The following is a 17,101-nucleotide window of genomic DNA, read 5'->3' as shown; positions in this document are numbered from 1 at the left end:
CCGTCCGACAGCCGTGAGGTCCCTGGTCACGTGACGTCCACTCCCACCCGGTCCGCGCCGACGCCACCGGCGTCGGACGCGGGCACGCCCCCACCGCGCCGACGGCGGCGCTTCACCGCCCGCGACCGGCACGACTTCTGGGTGTTCCTGGCCCTGGTCCTGCCCAACGCCGCGCTGATCGTCGCCTTCGCCTACCGGCCGGTGATCGAGAACATCCGGTACTCGCTGCTGAACTGGACGCTGGGCTCGCCCAACGCCACGTTCGTCGGCCTCGGCAACTACGTCACGTTCTTCACCTCGTCGTCGTCGGCGGAGATCCTCTGGACGACGCTGGTGTTCACCGTGGTCACGGTCGGCGGCTCGATGGTGCTGGGCCTGCTCATCGCGCTGGCGCTGAACCGGCGGGTGCCCGGCACCGGCGTCGCCCGCGCCGCGGTGTTCTCCCCCTACGTGCTCTCCGGCGTCGGCGTCGGCCTGGTGTGGCTGTTCGTGTTCGACCCCTCGATCGGCGTGCTCGGCGCGGTGCTGCGCGCGGTCGGCGCGAGCACCCCGGACTTCTTCAACGACCCCACGCTGTCGCTGGTCATGATCTGCGTGGTCTACGTCTGGAAGAACATGGGCTACGCGGCGGTCATCTACCTGGCCGGCCTGCAGTCCATCCCGCGCGACCTGCTGGAGGCCTCGGCGCTGGACGGGGCGTCGGCGTCGCGGACGTTCTTCAAGGTCGTGCTGCCGCTGCTGTCGCCGGTCACGTTCTTCCTGATCGTGACGAGCGCGCTGAACTCGCTGCAGGCGTTCGACCTGATCCGGATCATGACCCCGCTCGGCCGGGGCACGACGACACTGATCTACGAGGCCTACCTGCAGGCGTTCGGCGCCAGCAACCGGGCGGGCTACTCCGCCGCGGTCTCGACGATCCTGTTCGCGCTGCTCGTGGTGTTCACCCTCGTGCAGCTGCGGTGGATGGAGCGGCGGGTGCACTACGCATGAGCACGGTCGACCTGCCCGCTCCCCCGCGCCGCGCCCTGTCGGCGCGCTCCCTGCTCGACGCCGTCACCAGCGCCTACGTCCCGCTGCTGGTGGCCGTGCTGGTCGTGCTGTTCCCGCTGCTGTGGATGACGCTGTCGTCGTTCAAGCCGCTGACCGAGATCATCACCCAGACCCCGGCGCTGCTGCCGCAGGCGCCGACCACGGAGAACTACGCGACGGTCGCCGAGCGCCTGCCCTTCGCACGGGTCTTCGCCAACTCGGTGCTGGTCACCGCGGTCGGTGCCGCGATCAAGGTCGCGCTCGCGGTGTTCACCGCCTACGGCCTGGTGTTCGTCCGGTTCCCGCTCAAGAACTGGATCTTCGCCGCCCTGCTGGTGACGCTGATGGTGCCGCCGCAGGTCGCCCTGCTGCCGAACTACACGCTGATCACCGCGCTCGGCGGGGCCGACACCTACTGGGGCATCATCCTGCCCGGCCTGGGCACGGCGTTCGGCACGTTCCTGCTGCGCCAGCACTTCCGCACCCTGCCGCCGAGCCTGCTCGAGGCCGCGGAGCTCGACGGCGCCGGGCACTGGCGGCGGCTGACCCGGGTCGTGCTGCCGGTGTCCGCGCCGACCGTCGCCACCGTCGCGCTGATCACCATCGTCTACGAGTGGAACGACTACCTCTGGCCGCTGGTGATCATCTCGCAGCCGGACATGATGACGCTCCCGGTGGGCCTGACCCTGCTCGCCAACGTCGACAACCGCGCCGCCGCCTACGGCCAGCTCATGGCCGGCTCGGTCGCGGTGATCGTGCCCGTGCTGATCGTCTTCGTCGCGCTGCAGCGCCACATCATCGCCGGCCTCACCCAGGGCGCGGTCAAGGACTGACGTGGAAGGAACCTCTCCCGTGAACCTGCACCACCTCGACCGTCGCGGTTTCCTGAAGGTCGCCGGCATCGCCGGCGCCGCGGCCGCGCTCGCCGCGTGCGGCGGGCCGTCGACCTCCGGCGGCGGGCCGGCCCAGGCCGCCGACGTGGACTACACCGGCGTACAGCCGGCGAAGGAGGTCACCTGGTGGACGAACAACCCCGGTAGCTCCGAGGCCGTCTCCCGGCAGATCATCGCCGCGTACCAGAAGGCCAACCCGGGCACGACGGTCAACCTGGTCACGGCGGGCGCGAACTACGAGGAGATCGCGCAGCGCTTCCAGACCGCGCAGGCCGGCGGCGGCTCGCAGCTGCCCGACCTGGTCGTCCTGTCCGACGTCTGGTGGTTCCGGTACTACATGCAGCGCTCCATCGTCCCGATGGACCCGCTGATCGCCGCGACCGGCATCGAGACCGGCGACTACCGCACGCAGCTCCTCGAGGACTACCGCTACGACGGCAAGCTCTGGGCGCTGCCGTGGGCCCGCTCGACGCCGATCTTCTACTACAACAAGGCGCACTGGGCGAAGGCCGGGCTGCCCGACCGCTCCCCCGCCACCTGGGCGGAGATGGCCGAGTGGGGCCCGCGCCTGCAGGCCGCCGGCACCGGCGCGCAGAAGGCGTACCAGCTCCCGGCGCTGGCCGACTACGCCGGCTGGTCGTTCCAGAACAACCTGTGGGGCGAGGGCGGCGCCTGGTCGAACGAGTGGGACGTCACCTGCGACTCCCCCGAGGCCGTCCGGGCGGTCGCGGCGCTGCAGAACGCCGTGACCTCCGGCTGGGCCGGCGTCGCCGCCGTCGACGGCACCACCGACCTGTCCGCCGGGTCGGTGTCGGCGACGGTCGGGTCCACCGGCTCGCTGGTCACCGTGCTGGACGCGGCCCGCTTCGACGTCGGCGCGGGCTTCCTGCCCGCGGGCCCCGTCGCGGGCCCGGTCTGCCCGACCGGCGGCGCGGGCGTCGGCATCCCGGCCGGGATCCCGCCGGAGCGCCAGCTCGCCGCGGCGAACTTCGCCAAGTTCCTGACCAGCCCGGAGAACACCGTGCTGTTCTCCCAGGCCACCGGCTACCTGCCGATCCGCACCTCGGCGGACACCACGTCGCTGCTGGCCGAGACGCCGCTGCGCAAGATCGCCATCGACCAGCTCGACCGCACCCGCACCCAGGACCGGGCGCGCGCGTTCTTCCCCGGCGCCGACCAGGAGATCGCGCGGACGTGCGCCAACATCCTCACCCAGCGGGCGGACGTGCAGAGCGAGCTGACCACGCTGAAGGGCACACTCACGCAGATCTTCGACACCGACGTGAAGCCCAACATCTGACGGCAGGGACGCTGACACCCATGGCAACGGTCACCTACGACTCCGCGACCCGGATCTACCCCGGGTCCGACACCCCCGCCGTCGACGGGCTGGACCTGGAGATCGCCGACGGCGAGTTCCTCGTCCTCGTCGGCCCGTCCGGCTGCGGGAAGTCGACGTCGCTGCGGATGCTCGCCGGTCTGGAGGACGTCGACGCCGGCGCCATCCGGATCGGCGACCGCGACGTCACCGACGTCCGGCCCAAGGACCGCGACATCGCGATGGTCTTCCAGAACTACGCCCTCTACCCGCACATGACGGTCGCCGCGAACATGGGCTTCGCGCTGACCAACGCGGGCCGGCCCAAGGACGAGATCGCCCGCAGGGTCGCCGAGGCGGCGAAGATCCTCGACCTGGAGGCGCTGCTCGACCGCAAGCCCCGCGCGCTGTCGGGCGGGCAGCGCCAGCGGGTCGCGATGGGCCGCGCGATCGTGCGCGAGCCCGCCGTGTTCTGCATGGACGAGCCGCTGTCGAACCTGGACGCGAAGCTGCGGGTGTCCACCCGCACCCAGATCGCCTCGCTGCAGCGCCGGCTCGGCGTCACCACCGTCTACGTCACCCACGACCAGGTCGAGGCCATGACGATGGGCGACCGCGTCGCGGTGCTGTCGGGCGGGGTGCTGCAGCAGTGCGCCACCCCGCGCGAGCTCTACGACCGGCCGGTGAACGCCTTCGTCGCCGGGTTCGTCGGCTCGCCCGCGATGAACCTGGTGACGGTGCCGGTCGACGGGCCCGGGCGGGTCTCGCTGGGCGGGGTGGACGTGGCGGTGCCCGGCACGCCGTCGTCGGGCACGGTGACGGTCGGGATCCGGCCCGAGGACCTGCGCCCCGCCGGGGCCGGGGAGGGGCTGGAGGTGACCGTCGACGTCGTCGAGGAGCTGGGCGCCGACGCCTACGTCTACGGCACCCTCGCCGACGCCGGCGACCCCCACGGGGAGGGCACCTCGCTCATCGCCCGGGTCGACGCCCGGACCCCGCCCGAGCGCGGCACCCGGCTGCGCCTGGTGCCCGACCCCGAGCGCACCCACGTCTTCGACGGCGACACCGGCGCCCGCCTGTCCTGACCCGGCGGGCCCGGCCGGACCGGCCCCGTACGCACCGCGGCCCCGCACCCGTGACGGGTGCGGGGCCGCGGCGGCGCCGGTGGCCGGCTCAGATGAGGCCGAGCTTGGCGACGGTGTCGCGCTCCTCGACGAGCTCCGCGACGCTGGCGTCGATCCGCCCGCGGGAGAACTCGTCGATCTCCAGGCCCTGGACGATCTTCCACTCGCCGTTCTCCGAGGTCACCGGGAACGAGGAGATGATGCCCTCGGGGACGCCGTAGGAGCCGTCCGACGGGATCGCGGCGGAGGTCCAGTCGCCGGCCGGGGTGCCGTTGACCCAGTCGTACACGTGGTCGATCGCGGCGTTGGCGGCCGACGCGGCCGAGGACGCGCCCCGGGCCTCGATGATCGCCGCGCCGCGCTTGGCGACGGTCGGGATGAAGTCGTTCTCCAGCCAGTCGCGCTCGACCTGCTCGGCGGCGATCTTGCCGCCGACCTCGGCGTGGAACAGGTCGGGGTACTGGGTGGCGGAGTGGTTGCCCCAGATCGTGAGCTTGGCGATGTCGTCGAGCTGCACGTCGAGCTTCTTCGACAGCTGCGCGAGCGCACGGTTGTGGTCGAGGCGGGTCATCGCGGTGAAGCGCTCGGCCGGGACGTCCGGCGCGGAGGCCTGGGCGATCAGGGCGTTGGTGTTGGCCGGGTTGCCGACGACCAGCACGCGGACGTCGTCGGCGGCACCGGCGTTGATCGCCTTGCCCTGGGGGCCGAAGATGCCGCCGTTGGCCTCGAGCAGGTCGCCGCGCTCCATGCCCTTGGTACGCGGGCGGGCGCCGACGAGCAGGGCGACGTTGGTGCCGGAGAACGCGGCGTTCGCGTCGTCGAAGATGTCGATGCCGCGCAGCAGCGGGAACGCGCAGTCGTCGAGCTCCATCGCGGTGCCCTCGGCGGCCTTGACGGCCTGCGGGATCTCCAGCAGGTTCAGCTTGACCGGGGTGTCGGACCCCAGCAGCTGCCCGGAGGCGATCCGGAAGAGCAGCGCGTAACCGATCTGGCCAGCGGCTCCGGTGACAGTGACGGTGACGGGGGTAGCAGACACGCCCCGGACCCTAGCCCTGTCGGCGCCCGCGTACCGCGACGGGGAGCACACCCACCGCCCCGCGTGGCAGGAACCACACCGCGGTAGCGTCGCCGGTCGTGCGTGACGTCCCGGTGGCCGGTCGTGCACCGGCCCCGGACCTGGCGCGCGGTGCGGCGCTGCTGCTCATCGCCGTCGCGAACGCGCACACCTTCATCACCCACCGCGGGATCGGCGTGCGCACCTACCCGCTGGACCTCACCGGCGTGGACGCGGTGCTCGCCGCCGCGCAGCTCACCCTGGTCGACGGCCGGGCCTACCCGCTGTTCGCGCTGCTCTTCGGCTACGGCGTCGCCCGCCTGGCCCGCCGCGCCGCGGCGGCCGGTGCCGGACCGGACGCCGTGCTCGCCCTGGTCCGCCGCCGGGGCGGGGCGCTGCTGGCGGTGGGCACGGCGCACGCCGTCCTGCTCTGGCACGGCGACTTCGTGGCCGCCTACGGCCTGCTGGCGGTGGCACTCGCGCCGCTGCTGGTGCGCGGGTCCGCCGCGGCGCTGGTCGCGACCGGGACCGCCGCGACCACGGTCCTCGCGCTGCTCTACTCCCCCGTCGCGCTGACCCGCGAGACGACGGCGTCGGCGTCGCCCTCGCTGCTGGCGCCGGACCCGTGGTCCGCGGCCGTCGACCGGTTCGGCGAGTGGCTGTTCGGGAACCTGCTCGTCAGCGCCGTCGGCCTGGCCGGCGCGGCGCTCGCGGGCGTCCTCCTCGCGCGGGCGGGGTGGCTCGACGACCCGGCCCGGCACCGCCGCGCCCTGCGGTGGACCGCGGCGCTGGGCGTCGGGGCCGGCGTCGCGGGCGGGCTGCCCCTGGGCCTGGTCGCGGCCGGGGTGTGGACGCCGTCGGTGCCGGCCGCGCTCGTGGCCGGGGTGCTGCACGCGGTGTCCGGCTACGCCGCGGGCGCGGGCTACGCGGCGTTCGCCGCGCTGGTCGTGGCCCGCGCCGCGCCCGACGGACGCGTCACCGGGGCGCTGGTCGCGCTCGGGCGGCGCTCCCTGAGCGGGTATCTGGCGCAGTCGGTGGTGTTCGTGGCGCTGTTCCCGGCCTGGACGCTGGGGCTGGGTGCGGGCCTGCCGCTGTGGGCGGCGACGGCGGCGGGCGCGGGGGTCTGGGCGGCGACGGTGGCCGCGGCCGTCCTCGCGCAGCGGCACGGACGGCGCGGGCCGGCCGAGGTGCTGCTGCGCCGGCTGACCTACGGACGCGCCCCGGCCGCGACGGGCTGAGGCGTCCCCGCACCCGGCCGGCCCGGCTACCCTCGGGCCGATGAGCGACGGCAGCGGCACCGGCGACGGCACCGGCGACGGCACCGTGCGCGGGCGGGACGCGCCCGGCGGGCCGCCCCCGGCCTGGCAGGGCGCGCCGGGCTGGTCCGGCGTGGACCCCGCCTCGGTCCCGCCGCACGCCCCGCTGCCGGGTGCGCCGCCCTACCCGCCGGGGACCGGGCCCGAGCCGGCCGCGGTGTCCGGGCCGGGCCCGGCCGCCCCCGCCGCGACGGCCGTCCTGTCCCGCTGCGTGGCCGCGGCGGCCGGCTGGGCGGCGGTCGCGCTGCTGCTCGCCCTGGTCGCCGGGGTGCCGTCGTGGCCGCTGCGGGCGGTGGCGCTGCTGGTGCCGTGGGCGGTCGCCGCGGCCGCGCTGGTGTTCCCGGCCCGCCACGGGGCCGGTCCGGGCGCGCTCGTGGCGCTGGCGTTCGCGCCGTTCTGGCTGGTGCACGCCCTGCTGGTCGGCCTGCTCGGCTGGTGACCCGGCCGGGCCGCCCGGCTCAGCGGGCCGGGGCGATGTTGGCGTTGCGGCGGAACATGTTGTCCGGGTCGTACGCGGCCTTGACCGCGGCCAGCCGCGCGAGGTTGGCGCCGTAGGTGGCGGCGACGCGACCGGCGTCGTCGGCCATCATCGAGTTGACGTAGACGCCGTCGCCCAGCGCGTGCGGGGCCAGCGCCGCGGCCAGGCCGCGGACCCGGTCCCGTTCGGCGGGCAGGCCGTCGGCGTCGGGGGTCAGCCCGATCGCGAACACCCCGATCCGCGGGCTGCGACCGCCGCCGAACGCGGTCGCGTCGTCGGCGACGGCGGAGAACGCCCCGTCCAGCGTGTAGAGGTGCACGACCGACATCGGTGACCGCATGCCGGCGACGTGCCCGGCGAGCACCGCGATCGACTCCTCGGTCAGCCCGGGCAGGAAGCAGCCCTTCTCGTAGCAGTGCACGCCCCAGGCGTTGGCCTCGTCGAACATCTGCTGCACCGCGGTCCACGGCATCGGGGTGCAGAACTCGAACAGGCGCTGCGGCAGCTCCGCGCGGAGCAGGTCGTGGACGGCCTCCGCCTCGGGGTCCGGGTCGGTGGTCGTGCCGACGACCAGGACCGCCCAGCCGGGGCGCAGGTGGTGCTCGGCCGGCACGAACGGCGCGGGCGGCGCGGTGACCGCCACGATCTGGAACCCGACCGTCGGGGGCAGCCGGTCGATGATCCCGGCGGCCGCCCGCAGCAGCGCGGGACCCTCGTCGAGGCCGCAGAAGAACATGCCGAACGAGACCACCGGGCCCGTCTCGACCGCGTCGAACTCGAACTCGGTGACGACGCCGAAGTTGCCGCCGCCCCCGCGCAGCGCCCAGAACAGGTCGGGGTGCTCCTCGGCGCTCGCGCGGAGCACGCGGCCGTCGGCCGTCACGACCTGTGCGCAGCGGAGCCGGTCGACGGTCAGCCCGGCCCGGCGCGTCAGCCAGCCCATCCCGCCGCCGAGGGTGAGCCCGCCGACGCCGGTGTGCCCGATCTCCCCCGCCGGGACGGCGAGGCCGTGCTCCTGGGTGGCGGCGTCCATGTCGCGCAGCAGCGCGCCGCCGCCGACCCGCACCCGTCGTGTGGCCGGGTCGACGTGCACCGCGGACAGCGCGCCCAGGTCGACGACGAGGGTGCCGTCCCCCGCGCTGAGCCCGGCCGAGTTGTGCGCGCCGCCGCGCACGGCGATCTCCAGGCGGGCGGCCCGGGCGTACCCGACCGCCGCGACGACGTCCTCGACGTCGGCGCAGCGCGCCAGCAGCGCCGGGTGGTGGTCGACCGCGCCGTTCCAGACCCTGCGCCCGTCGTCGTAGCCGGGGTCGGACGGGCCGACGACGGCCCCGCGCATCAGGGGCCGCAGCGCGGCGGAGTGGTCGACGGTGGCGGTCATCACGGACCTCCGGCGGGACGGGACGGGACGGCGGCCACTGTGGCCCCGGACACACTCCAGGGCCAGGGGCGGGCCGCGGAATCGTCACCGTTGGGGACTCGCCCGTGGGCGACAAGACATCCGCGGCGCCCGCCTGCGCCGTTGCGCCCACGCGCGCCCTGCTCCGGTTGGCGCAGCGCGACTCCGCCACGCAATGATGCGCATCCGATCATCCGGAGAGGAGACCGTCATGGACCGTCCCGGCGAGCACGACCCCCAGGTGCTGCCGATGGCCGACGTCGCCGACAAGTGGGTCGTGCGGTGCGACTGCGGGTGCGGTGTCTACACCGAGTACGCCGCCCGCGAGGATGCCGACGAGGCCGCCGAGCGGGCCCGCGCGGAGGCGGGCCCCCCGACCGCGCACGGGCGGGCGGTCGAGGAGGCCCACGAACAGGCGCCCGAGCCGATCTAGCCCGAGCCGATCTACTCGCGCCGGCGCGAGGTGATCACGCCGGTGTCGAACCCGGCCAGGTGCAGGCCGCCGGCGAACCGCGCGTGCTCCACCTTCAGGCAGCGGTCCATGACCACCGTCAGCCCGGCGCCCTCGGCCCGCGCGGCCAGGGCCTCGTCGAACAGGCCGAACTGCAGCCAGAACGTCGACGGGTGCGGGTCCAGGGCCAGCACCTCGTCGAGCACGCCGCCGAGGTCCTCCGGCCGGCGGAACACGTCGACCAGGTCGGGCACCACGGGCAGCGCCGCCAGCGACGTGTACACCGGCCGCCCGAGGATCTGCGAGGTGTTCGGGTTGACGAAGTACACCTCGAACGACGTCGACGCCAGCAGGTAGGTCGCGACGAAGTTGCTGGCCCGGGCCGGGTTGGCGCTGGCCCCGACGACCGCCACGGTGCGGGTGTCGCGCAGGATCTGCTGCCGCCGCCACGCCGGCGGGTTCTCCCAGGTCACGCGCTCTCCTTCTGCGAGGCGGTCAGCGCCTGGTCGAGGTCCCAGACGATGTCGTCGGGGTCCTCCAGGCCGACCGAGATGCGGATCATGTCCTCCGGGACCCCGGCGTGCTCCAGCTGCTCGGCGGTCAGTTGCTGGTGGGTCGTCGACCCGGGGTGCAGGACGAGCGTGCGGGCGTCGCCGACGTTGGCCAGGTGGCTGCACAGCTGCACCGACTCGATGAACCGGGCGCCCGCGGCACGCCCGCCCCGCACCCCGAACGCGAACACCGCGCCGGGACCGCCGGGCAGGTAGTGCCGCGCCCGCTCGTGGTGGCGGTGCGACGGCAGACCGGGGTAGGTCACGTACTCCACCCGCGGGTCGGCCTCCAGCCATTCCGCGACCCGCTGGGCTCCTGCCACGTGCGCCTCCATCCGCTGCGGCAGCGTCTCCACGCCCTGCATCAGCAGGAACGCCGAGTGCGCGGACAGCGTGGCGCCGACGTCGCGCAGCTGCTCGGCGCGCAGCTTGGTGAGGAAGCCGAGCTCCTGGAAGTTGCCCCACCAGGTCAGCCCGCCGTAGGACGGGACGGGCTCGGTCATCGTCGGGAACTTCCCGTTGCCCCAGTCGAAGCGCCCGGACTCGATGACGACACCGCCCAGCGTGGTGCCGTGGCCGCCGAGGAACTTGGTGACGGAGTGGATGACGATGTCCGCGCCGTGCTCCAGGGGCCGGCACAGGTACGGCGTCGACAGCGTGGCGTCGACGATCAGCGGGATCCCGGCCGCGTGCGCGACCTCGGCGAGCCCGGCGATGTCGGCGACCTCGCCGCCGGGGTTGGAGACGACCTCGGCGAAGACGAACTTGGTGTCGTCCCGGATCGCGGCGGCGTAGTCGGCCGGGTCGGTGCCGGGGACGAACGTGGTGTCGACACCGAAGCGGCGCAGCGTCACGTCGAGCTGGGTGATCGTGCCGCCGTAGAGCCCGGCCGCGGCGACGGCGTGGTCCCCCGCCCCGGCCAGCGCGGCGAAGGTCAGGAACTCCGCGGACTGGCCGCTGGCGGTGCAGACCGCGCCGATGCCGCCGTCGAGGCTGGCGAGGCGCTCCTCCAGCGCGGACACCGTCGGGTTCGCGATCCGGGAGTAGATCAGCCCGTACTTCTGCAGCGCGAACAGCGCGGCGGCGTCGTCGGTGTCACGGAAGACGTAGCTGGTCGTCTGGTGGATCGGCACGGCACGGGAGCCGGTCGCGGCGTCGGGCACCGTCCCGGCGTGCACGGCGCGGGTGCGGAATCCCCAGGCCCGGTCCTGCTGCTCGTTGCTCACCCCGACATCCTGCCCCGGTCAGAGGTGCTCGCGCAGGAAGGCCCGCACCCGCTCGGTCGCATCGGTCGCCGACGGCTCGTGGTACTCCGCGTGCAACGGCGTCCGCCGGGCGATCGCGCCCGTCACGCCCTCGGTGCGGGTCATGAACGAGTGCCCGGCGTCGGGGTAGACGACGACGTCGTGCGGGACGCCCCGCGCGGCGAGGTCGGCCTCCAGCCGGGCCGGGTAGCCGTCGGCGAACTGGGCGTCGCGCGCGCCGAAGCTGGCGACGACCGGGCAGGCCGGCTCGACCGCCACGCCGGCCCGGCCGTAGAACGGGACGGCCACCCGGTAGAGCCCGGTCTGCGACAGCAGCATCGCGAACCCGCCGCCCATGCAGAACCCGATGACGCCGATCCGGTCGCTGTCCACGGTGGGCTGCGCGGCCAGCCAGCGCCGCGCGGACTCGCAGTCGCCGAGCGCGGCGCCGCGGCCGGTGGCCATCGTCGTCATCGTGGCGGCGACGCACAGCGGCTTCACCCGGCCGCGGGCGAACAGGTCCGGGATCAGCACGGTGTAGCCGTCGCGGGCGAGCCCGCGGGCGACGCGGCGCATCTCCGGCGTCATCCCGAACGCCTCGTAGATCATCACCAGCGCGGGGCCGGGGGTGTCGCCGCCGTCGGGGCGGACGAGGAACCCGGGCAGCGTCCCGCCGTTCACGCTGGGCAGCGCGACGTCGGCCTCGGCGGTCACGAGCGGCCCCCGGGTACGCGCACGAGCCCCTCCTGCATGGTGGTGACGACGTGGCGGCCGTCGGCGGTGAAGAACTTGCCCGCCCCCAGCCCGCGCCCGCCGGACGCGGCCGGCGAGAAGCAGGAGTAGAGCAGCCACTCGTCGGCGCGGAACGGGCCGTGGAACCACATGGCGTGGTCCAGGCTCGCCATCTGCAGGCCGGTGCGCGGCACGTCGTGCCGGGCGACGACCGAGCCGAGCAGGGTCAGGTCGCTGGCGTAGGTGAGCAGGCAGACGTGCAGCAGCGGGTCGTCGGGCAGGGCGCCGTCGGCACGCAGCCACAGCCGCATCGGCTCGTCGGAGGGACCGGCGTGGTCCTGCGACCAGGACGGCTCGTCGATCAGCCGGATGTCGAGCGGGCGGGGCAGCCCGGCCATCCAGCCGCCGTCGCCGCGGGCGGCGCGGGTGCCGAGGTCGTCGACGCGCTGCGGGTCGGGGACGCCGGCCGGCATCGGCTCGGCGTGCTCCAGCCCGGCCTGCGGCAGCTGGAACGACGCCGACAGCGAGAAGATCGCCTCGCCGCGCTGGATGGCCAGCACCCGCCGCGTGGTGAACGAGCGCCCGTCGCGGACCCGCTCGGTCTCGTAGACGATCGGGATGCTCGGGTCACCGGGCCGGATGAAGTAGGCGTGCAGCGAGTGCACGTGCCGGTCGGCGGGCACGGTGCGCCCCGCCGCGACCAGGGCCTGCCCGGCGACCTGGCCGCCGAACACCCGGGGCAGCGACACCGGCGGGCTCACGCCGCGGAAGAGGTTGTCCTCCAGCCGTTCGAGGTCGAGCAGCGCGACCAGGTCGTCGAGGACGGCCTGGCCACGCGGTTCGCCGTCGGCGGCCAGCTCGGGCGCGGGTACGGGATCGGCACTCACGGTCGGTGAGTATGCCAACGTCCGGATCAGGCGTGGTCGTCCTCGCCCAGGCGGTGCACCCGGATCAGGTTCGTGGAGCCGACGGTGGAGGGCGGCGACCCGGCGACGACGACCACGAGGTCGCCCGGCTTGAACCGGCCGATCGACAGGATCGCGTTGTCGACCTGGCGGATCATCGCGTCGGTCGAGTCGACCTTGTCGACCAGGAAGGTCTCGACGCCCCAGGTCATCGCGAGCTGGCTGCGGACCGCGGGCTCCGGGGTGAACGCCAGCAGCGGGAGCCGGGTGTGCAGCCGGGCCAGCCGGCGCACGGTGTCGCCGGACTGGGAGAACGCGACCAGCGCGCGCGCCGAGAGCCGCTCGCCGATGTCGCGGGCGGCGTAGGACAGCACACCGCGCTTGGTGCGGGGCACGTGGTTGAGCGGCGGCACGTCGGCCGGGCCGGCCTCGACGGCCTCGACGATCTCGGCCATCGTGCGGACGGTCTTGATCGGGTAGCGGCCGACGCTCGTCTCGCCGGAGAGCATGACCGCGTCGGTGCCGTCGAGCACGGCGTTGGCGACGTCGGAGGCCTCGGCGCGGGTCGGGCGCGAGCTCGTGATCATCGAGTCGAGCATCTGGGTCGCGACGATGACGGGCTTGGCGTTCTCCCGCGCGATCTGCACCGCGCGCTTCTGCACCAGCGGCACGTTCTGCAGCGGCAGCTCCACGCCCAGATCGCCGCGGGCGACCATGATGCCGTCGAAGGCCAGCACGACGGCCTCGAGGTTGTCGACGGCCTCGGGCTTCTCCAGCTTCGCGATCACCGGGACACGACCGGCGCCGGTGTTGTCCATGATCTTGTGGACGAGGTCGATGTCGGCGGGGCTGCGCACGAACGACAGCGCGACGACGTCGACCCGCAGCGACATCGCGAACTCGAGGTCGGCGATGTCCTTCTCCGACAGCGCGGGCACCGAGATGTTCATGCCCGGCAGCGACAGGCCCTTGTTGTCCGAGACCGGGCCGCCCTCGGTGACCCGGCAGACGACGTCGTCGCCCTCGACGGCGACGACCCGCAGCCCGACCTTGCCGTCGTCGACGAGCATCCGGTCGTCGACCCGCGCGTCCTGGGCGAGGCCCTTGTAGGTGGTCGACACCCGGTCGTGGGAGCCGGCGCAGTCCTCGACGGTGATGCGCACCTCCTCGCCGGTCCTCCACTCGGTGGGACCGTCGGCGAAGCGGCCGAGCCGGATCTTCGGGCCCTGCAGGTCGGCGAGGATGCCGACGGCCCGGCCGGAGGAGTCGGCGGCGTCGCGGACCATGTCGTAGACCCGCTTGTGGTCCGCGCGGTCGCCGTGACTGAAGTTGAGCCGGGCCACGTCCATCCCGGCGTCGACGAGGTCGCGGATCCGGTCCGGGGTCGCAGTCGCCGGTCCGATGGTGCAGACGATCTTGGTTCGACGTGTCACGCGGCCCAGCGTAGCGCCGACTGGAACGATCAGGAGGATCGGAACCCGGCCCGTCGGCGTCCGGTCCCCCGGCGTTCACGACCGGTGCGGCCGGTGGAGGAGACTGGGGGTCGTGCGCGTCCAGCCGTTCGTCCTCGCGGTCCTGCTGAGCCTGGTGGTGCTGTTCACCCCGGCGTCCGGGGTGCCGACGGCGCCGCCCGGCACGGACAAGCTCGTGCACCTGCTGGTGTTCGCGCTTCTGGCGTGGACGGGGCGCGCGGCCGGCATCCGGACCTGGTCACTGCTGGCCGGCCTCGCGGTGTACGCCGCCGCGTCGGAGGTCGCGCAGGCGCTGCTGCCGATCGGGCGCAGCGGCGACGTGCTCGACGCGCTGGTCGACGTGGCCGGCGCGGCGCTCGGGACGCTGCTGCACGCCCGGCTCGCCCGCGGCGGCCGCACGCCCTCCCGGACCGGCCGCTCGCGGCTGGACTGAGCGGCACCGCCCGCGACGGCCGGGGGCCCCACGGACGGCCCGGGACCGCTCAGCCGGACGGCCGCTGCTCGGCGGCCGCGAAGCGGGCCAGGGTCGCGGCGATCGCGCGGGTGTAGCGGTCGAGCTTCTCGGCGTCGACGTTGCCGCCGCGGTCGCACGCGGAGTGGTAGCAGCTGTCGTAGGCCTGCCCCGCGGTGCCGCCCCAGAGCCGGGCCTCGCCGCCGGACTTGGTGTCCTCGTCGCCGGTGACCGCGCCCGCCACCGGGACGCCGACCTCGGCGAAGGGGGACTCGTCGTCGCCGTAGAAGCCGATGGTGCGCGGCTGCGGGGCGCCGGCCGCGGCGAGCTCGTCGGCCAGCACGGAGGCGACGACGCCGGAGCCGGACGGCCCACGCTCCTCGGAGTCGTCGCCGTGGCCGCCCTGCACGAAGTAGCCGCCGTTGGGTGAGCCCAGCATGTCGGCGTTGAGGTAGAGCAGCAGCGCGTCGCGCTCGTCGCCGGACAGGTCGCGCACGTAGCCGGTGGAGCCCTGCAGCTCATCCTCCTCCGAGCCCCAGAACCCGAACGCGACGGTGTTGCGGGTGCCCGGCTGCGGACCGATCGCGGCGGCGGCCGCGAGCAGCCCGGCGATGCCGGTGCCGTCGTCGTTGATGCCGGGGCCGGCGCGCACCGAGTCCAGGTGCGCCCCGGCGAGGACGACCCGCGCGGGGTCGGTCCCGCGCGTGCGGGCGACGACGTTGCGCAGCTCGCGGCCGTCGCCGGCGTCGTAGACGGGGGTGGCGACGTCGAACCCGGCCGTCCGCAGCACCCCGGCGACGTAGTCGACGGTCGCCTCGTAGCCGGGGGTGCCCGCGGCGCGGTTGCCGCCGTGGGCGTCGGCGATGCGTTCCAGCGCCGCGAGGTGCGGTGCCGCGGCGGCGCCGGTGGCGGTGGTGGTCACCTGACGCGACAGCGCCCCGTCCGGTGGCGGGGCGACGGCGGGCGCGGCCGCGGTGCACCCCGCGACGACGGCGGAGGCCGCGACCAGCGCCGCGACCGCGTTCCGGGCTCGTGATGGCCGCACCGGCAGCTCCCCCTGTCGTGGTCCCGTGCGGCGTTCGGGCACCGCCGGGGCTCCGGTTCGGCTTCCCCGCCGGCCGGCCCGGGAAACCGCGCTCAGCGCCGCGGCAGCTCGCTCGGGCCCACGTGGTCGGTGAGCCACTCGGTGACCGGGCGGGCCGCCCGCCAGGTCGTGCGGACCCGGTCGCGGGCGCGGGGCCCGTGCAGCACGTCGTCCGGTGCCCAGCGCCGCGACACGTACAGGCCCTTGTGCCGCAGCAGCTCCAGCCGCGGGTGTGCGGGGTCGGTGCCGCGCGGGCGGGTCCGCAGCGTCTCGCCGTCGACCGTCAGGCCGGCCGCGCGGGCCGTCTCCAGCCGGGCGCGCAGGTCCTCGCCGCGGCGCTCGTCGTCGACGGCGTGGCGGTAGCGGGTGAGCTGGTCGGGGGCCATGACGTAGTAGCCGCCGGCGGCGAGCAGGCCCTCGGCGGAGACCTCGACGTAGAACGGCGCCGCGAAGCCGCCGCAGTGGGTCTTGTACGGCGTCTTGTCCGCGGCGAAGCGCACGTCGCGGTACGGGCGGAACACCTTCCCGGCGCCGAACTCCGGTTCGAGGTCGGCGAGCAGCGCCTCCATCGGGGCGCGGACGTCGGCGTCGTAGGTCGCGCGGTGGTCGGTCCAGTACGCCTTGGAGTTGTCGGCCAGCAGACCGTCGTAGAACTCGACGGCGCCGTCGCCGAACCCGGCGAAGGCGCTCACGCGTCCTCGCGCTCCGGTGCCGACGCCTCGGGCTCGGGTTCGGGTGCGGTCCACTCCTCGCGGCCGCGGCGCGCGAACGCCACGTAGAGCACCGCGCCGAGGAACACGACCGCGGAGACGACGACGTTGATCCGCACGTCGCCGAACACCCGGGTGGCCGGGTCGGTGCGCATGAGCTCGATGAAGAACCGGCCGAGCGTGTAGCCCGCGACGTAGAGCCCGAACACGCGGCCGTGGCCGAGCCGGAACCGCCGGTCGGCCAGCACGATCAGCGCGGCGACGGCGAGGTTCCACAGCAGCTCGTAGAGGAACGTGGGGTGCACGACCGCGATCGGCGTCGGGTCGAGCGCGACGCCGCCGAGCGGGTCCTCCAGCCCGGTGCCCGGGTCGACCCGCCGGTAGATCTCCAGACCCCACGGCAGCGTGGTCGGGCCGCCGTAGAGCTCCTGGTTGAACCAGTTCCCGAGCCGGCCGACGGCCTGCGCGACGATGATCCCGGGCGCGACGGCGTCGGCGAACAGCGGCAGCGGGACGCCGTGACGGCGGCAGCCGATCCAGGCACCGACCCCGCCGAGGGCGATGGCGCCCCAGATGCCGAGGCCGCCGTTCCAGATCTCCAGCGCGCCCCACGGGTTCCCGCCGGGCCCGAAGTAGGTCCGCCAGTCCGTGGCCACGTGGTAGAGCCGCCCGCCGAGCAGGCCGAACGGCACCGCCCAGACGGCGACGTCGAGCACCGTGCCGGGGTTGCCGCCGCGGGCCTGCAGGCGCCGCTCGCCCCACCAGAGCGCGACCGCGATGCCCGCGATGATGCACAGGGCGTAGGCGCGGATCGGGATCGGCCCGAGGTGCCAGACCCCGCGGTCCGGGCTCGGGATGAAGGCCGGGACGAGCTGCGCGGTGAGCACGGC

General features: G+C 74.6%; 18 protein-coding genes. 8 read left to right on the top strand and 10 right to left on the bottom strand.

Translation table 11 applies throughout. From position 1 onward, the window contains the following. The first annotated feature begins 30 nt into the window (after positions 1–30). From WJX68_RS02755 to WJX68_RS02740, 4 genes are read left to right on the top strand one after another with little or no spacing between them, the layout of a single operon-like run. Positions 31–990 (top strand): carbohydrate ABC transporter permease, encoded by a 960-nt coding sequence (locus tag WJX68_RS02755; RefSeq protein WP_340285963.1) that lies wholly within the window; start codon positions 31–33, stop codon positions 988–990. Next, the gene (locus WJX68_RS02750) at positions 987–1,862 is read left to right on the top strand and encodes a carbohydrate ABC transporter permease (RefSeq protein ID WP_340285962.1); all 876 of its coding nucleotides are present in this window, start codon (positions 987–989) and stop codon (positions 1,860–1,862) included. The genes WJX68_RS02755 and WJX68_RS02750 overlap by 4 nt, the downstream gene beginning before the upstream one ends. Before the next feature lie 19 nt (positions 1,863–1,881). Then, entirely contained in the window at positions 1,882–3,222 is a 1,341-nt protein-coding gene (locus WJX68_RS02745) for an ABC transporter substrate-binding protein (protein WP_340285961.1), read from the top strand. Positions 3,223–3,242: 20 nt separating this feature from the next. Continuing rightward, a complete protein-coding gene (locus WJX68_RS02740; protein ID WP_340285960.1) occupies positions 3,243–4,325 on the top strand; it encodes an ABC transporter ATP-binding protein in 1,083 nt (360 codons plus the stop codon). A gap of 88 nt (positions 4,326–4,413) precedes the next feature. On the opposite strand, the gene WJX68_RS02735 is transcribed toward WJX68_RS02740, so the two are convergent. After that, positions 4,414–5,400, bottom strand: coding sequence for a malate dehydrogenase (locus WJX68_RS02735; protein WP_340285959.1), 987 nt, complete (start codon positions 5,398–5,400; stop codon positions 4,414–4,416). Positions 5,401–5,498: 98 nt separating this feature from the next. Between WJX68_RS02735 and WJX68_RS02730 the strand changes: the two genes are divergently transcribed. Further along, entirely contained in the window at positions 5,499–6,656 is a 1,158-nt protein-coding gene (locus WJX68_RS02730; protein ID WP_340285958.1) for a DUF418 domain-containing protein, read from the top strand. Positions 6,657–6,696: 40 nt separating this feature from the next. Then, a complete protein-coding gene (locus WJX68_RS02725; protein ID WP_340285957.1) occupies positions 6,697–7,173 on the top strand; it encodes a hypothetical protein in 477 nt (158 codons plus the stop codon). A gap of 19 nt (positions 7,174–7,192) precedes the next feature. On the opposite strand, the gene WJX68_RS02720 is transcribed toward WJX68_RS02725, so the two are convergent. Further along, positions 7,193–8,593 carry an FAD-binding oxidoreductase gene (locus WJX68_RS02720; RefSeq protein WP_340285956.1) on the bottom strand — a complete coding sequence of 467 codons (1,401 nt, stop codon included), beginning with the start codon at positions 8,591–8,593 and terminating at the stop codon, positions 7,193–7,195. A gap of 229 nt (positions 8,594–8,822) precedes the next feature. Here WJX68_RS02720 and WJX68_RS02715 point away from each other — a divergent pair, with 229 nt between their 5' ends. Continuing rightward, positions 8,823–9,044: a hypothetical protein gene (locus tag WJX68_RS02715; protein ID WP_340285955.1), complete on the top strand. Its 222-nt coding sequence runs from the start codon at positions 8,823–8,825 to the stop codon at positions 9,042–9,044. 11 nt (positions 9,045–9,055) lie between these two features. Here the strand turns inward: WJX68_RS02715 and WJX68_RS02710 are convergent, their stop codons facing one another. From WJX68_RS02710 to pyk, 5 genes are read right to left on the bottom strand one after another with little or no spacing between them, the layout of a single operon-like run. Then, positions 9,056–9,535, bottom strand: a complete 480-nt coding sequence (locus WJX68_RS02710; RefSeq protein WP_340285954.1) for a CoA-binding protein — start codon at positions 9,533–9,535, stop codon at positions 9,056–9,058. Further along, positions 9,532–10,839 (bottom strand): O-acetylhomoserine aminocarboxypropyltransferase/cysteine synthase family protein, encoded by a 1,308-nt coding sequence (locus WJX68_RS02705; protein WP_340285953.1) that lies wholly within the window; start codon positions 10,837–10,839, stop codon positions 9,532–9,534. The genes WJX68_RS02710 and WJX68_RS02705 overlap by 4 nt, the downstream gene beginning before the upstream one ends. An 18-nt stretch (positions 10,840–10,857) precedes the next feature. After that, positions 10,858–11,571, bottom strand: a complete 714-nt coding sequence (locus WJX68_RS02700; RefSeq protein WP_340285952.1) for a dienelactone hydrolase family protein — start codon at positions 11,569–11,571, stop codon at positions 10,858–10,860. Further along, positions 11,568–12,476, bottom strand: a complete 909-nt coding sequence (locus tag WJX68_RS02695; RefSeq protein ID WP_340285951.1) for an acyl-CoA thioesterase — start codon at positions 12,474–12,476, stop codon at positions 11,568–11,570. The genes WJX68_RS02700 and WJX68_RS02695 overlap by 4 nt, the downstream gene beginning before the upstream one ends. A gap of 26 nt (positions 12,477–12,502) precedes the next feature. Then, positions 12,503–13,927 (bottom strand): pyruvate kinase, encoded by a 1,425-nt coding sequence (pyk, locus tag WJX68_RS02690; RefSeq protein ID WP_340285950.1) that lies wholly within the window; start codon positions 13,925–13,927, stop codon positions 12,503–12,505. Between the two features lie 112 nt (positions 13,928–14,039). On the opposite strand from pyk, the gene WJX68_RS02685 reads away from it, so the two are divergent. After that, positions 14,040–14,399 carry a VanZ family protein gene (locus WJX68_RS02685; RefSeq protein WP_340285949.1) on the top strand — a complete coding sequence of 120 codons (360 nt, stop codon included), beginning with the start codon at positions 14,040–14,042 and terminating at the stop codon, positions 14,397–14,399. A 49-nt stretch (positions 14,400–14,448) separates the two neighbouring features. Here the strand turns inward: WJX68_RS02685 and WJX68_RS02680 are convergent, their stop codons facing one another. The 3 genes from WJX68_RS02680 to lgt form a co-directional block, all read right to left on the bottom strand. Continuing rightward, positions 14,449–15,462 carry a M28 family peptidase gene (locus WJX68_RS02680; RefSeq protein ID WP_340285948.1) on the bottom strand — a complete coding sequence of 338 codons (1,014 nt, stop codon included), beginning with the start codon at positions 15,460–15,462 and terminating at the stop codon, positions 14,449–14,451. Between the two features lie 92 nt (positions 15,463–15,554). Next, positions 15,555–16,193 carry a DUF2461 domain-containing protein gene (locus WJX68_RS02675; protein WP_340285947.1) on the bottom strand — a complete coding sequence of 213 codons (639 nt, stop codon included), beginning with the start codon at positions 16,191–16,193 and terminating at the stop codon, positions 15,555–15,557. After that, entirely contained in the window at positions 16,190–17,098 is a 909-nt protein-coding gene (gene lgt / locus WJX68_RS02670) for a prolipoprotein diacylglyceryl transferase (RefSeq protein ID WP_340285946.1), read from the bottom strand. The genes WJX68_RS02675 and lgt overlap by 4 nt, the downstream gene beginning before the upstream one ends. Positions 17,099–17,101 lie beyond the last annotated feature (3 nt).

Source organism: Pseudonocardia spirodelae (genome assembly GCF_037727765.1).
Taxonomy (GTDB): domain Bacteria; phylum Actinomycetota; class Actinomycetes; order Mycobacteriales; family Pseudonocardiaceae; genus Pseudonocardia; species Pseudonocardia spirodelae.
The sequence above is the reverse complement of the archived record's forward strand: the minus strand, read 5'-3'. Positions and strand labels throughout refer to the sequence as shown.

Excerpts from the sequence above, each read along its gene's own strand:
- WJX68_RS02750 (WP_340285962.1), top strand. The coding sequence starts at position 987 with ATGAGCACGGTCGACCTGCCCGCTCCCCCGCGCCGCGCCCTGTCGGCG.
- WJX68_RS02740 (WP_340285960.1), top strand. The coding sequence starts at position 3,243 with ATGGCAACGGTCACCTACGACTCCGCGACCCGGATCTACCCCGGGTCC.
- WJX68_RS02725 (WP_340285957.1), top strand. The coding sequence starts at position 6,697 with ATGAGCGACGGCAGCGGCACCGGCGACGGCACCGGCGACGGCACCGTG.
- WJX68_RS02720 (WP_340285956.1), bottom strand. The coding sequence starts at position 8,593 with ATGACCGCCACCGTCGACCACTCCGCCGCGCTGCGGCCCCTGATGCGC.
- WJX68_RS02715 (WP_340285955.1), top strand. The coding sequence starts at position 8,823 with ATGGACCGTCCCGGCGAGCACGACCCCCAGGTGCTGCCGATGGCCGAC.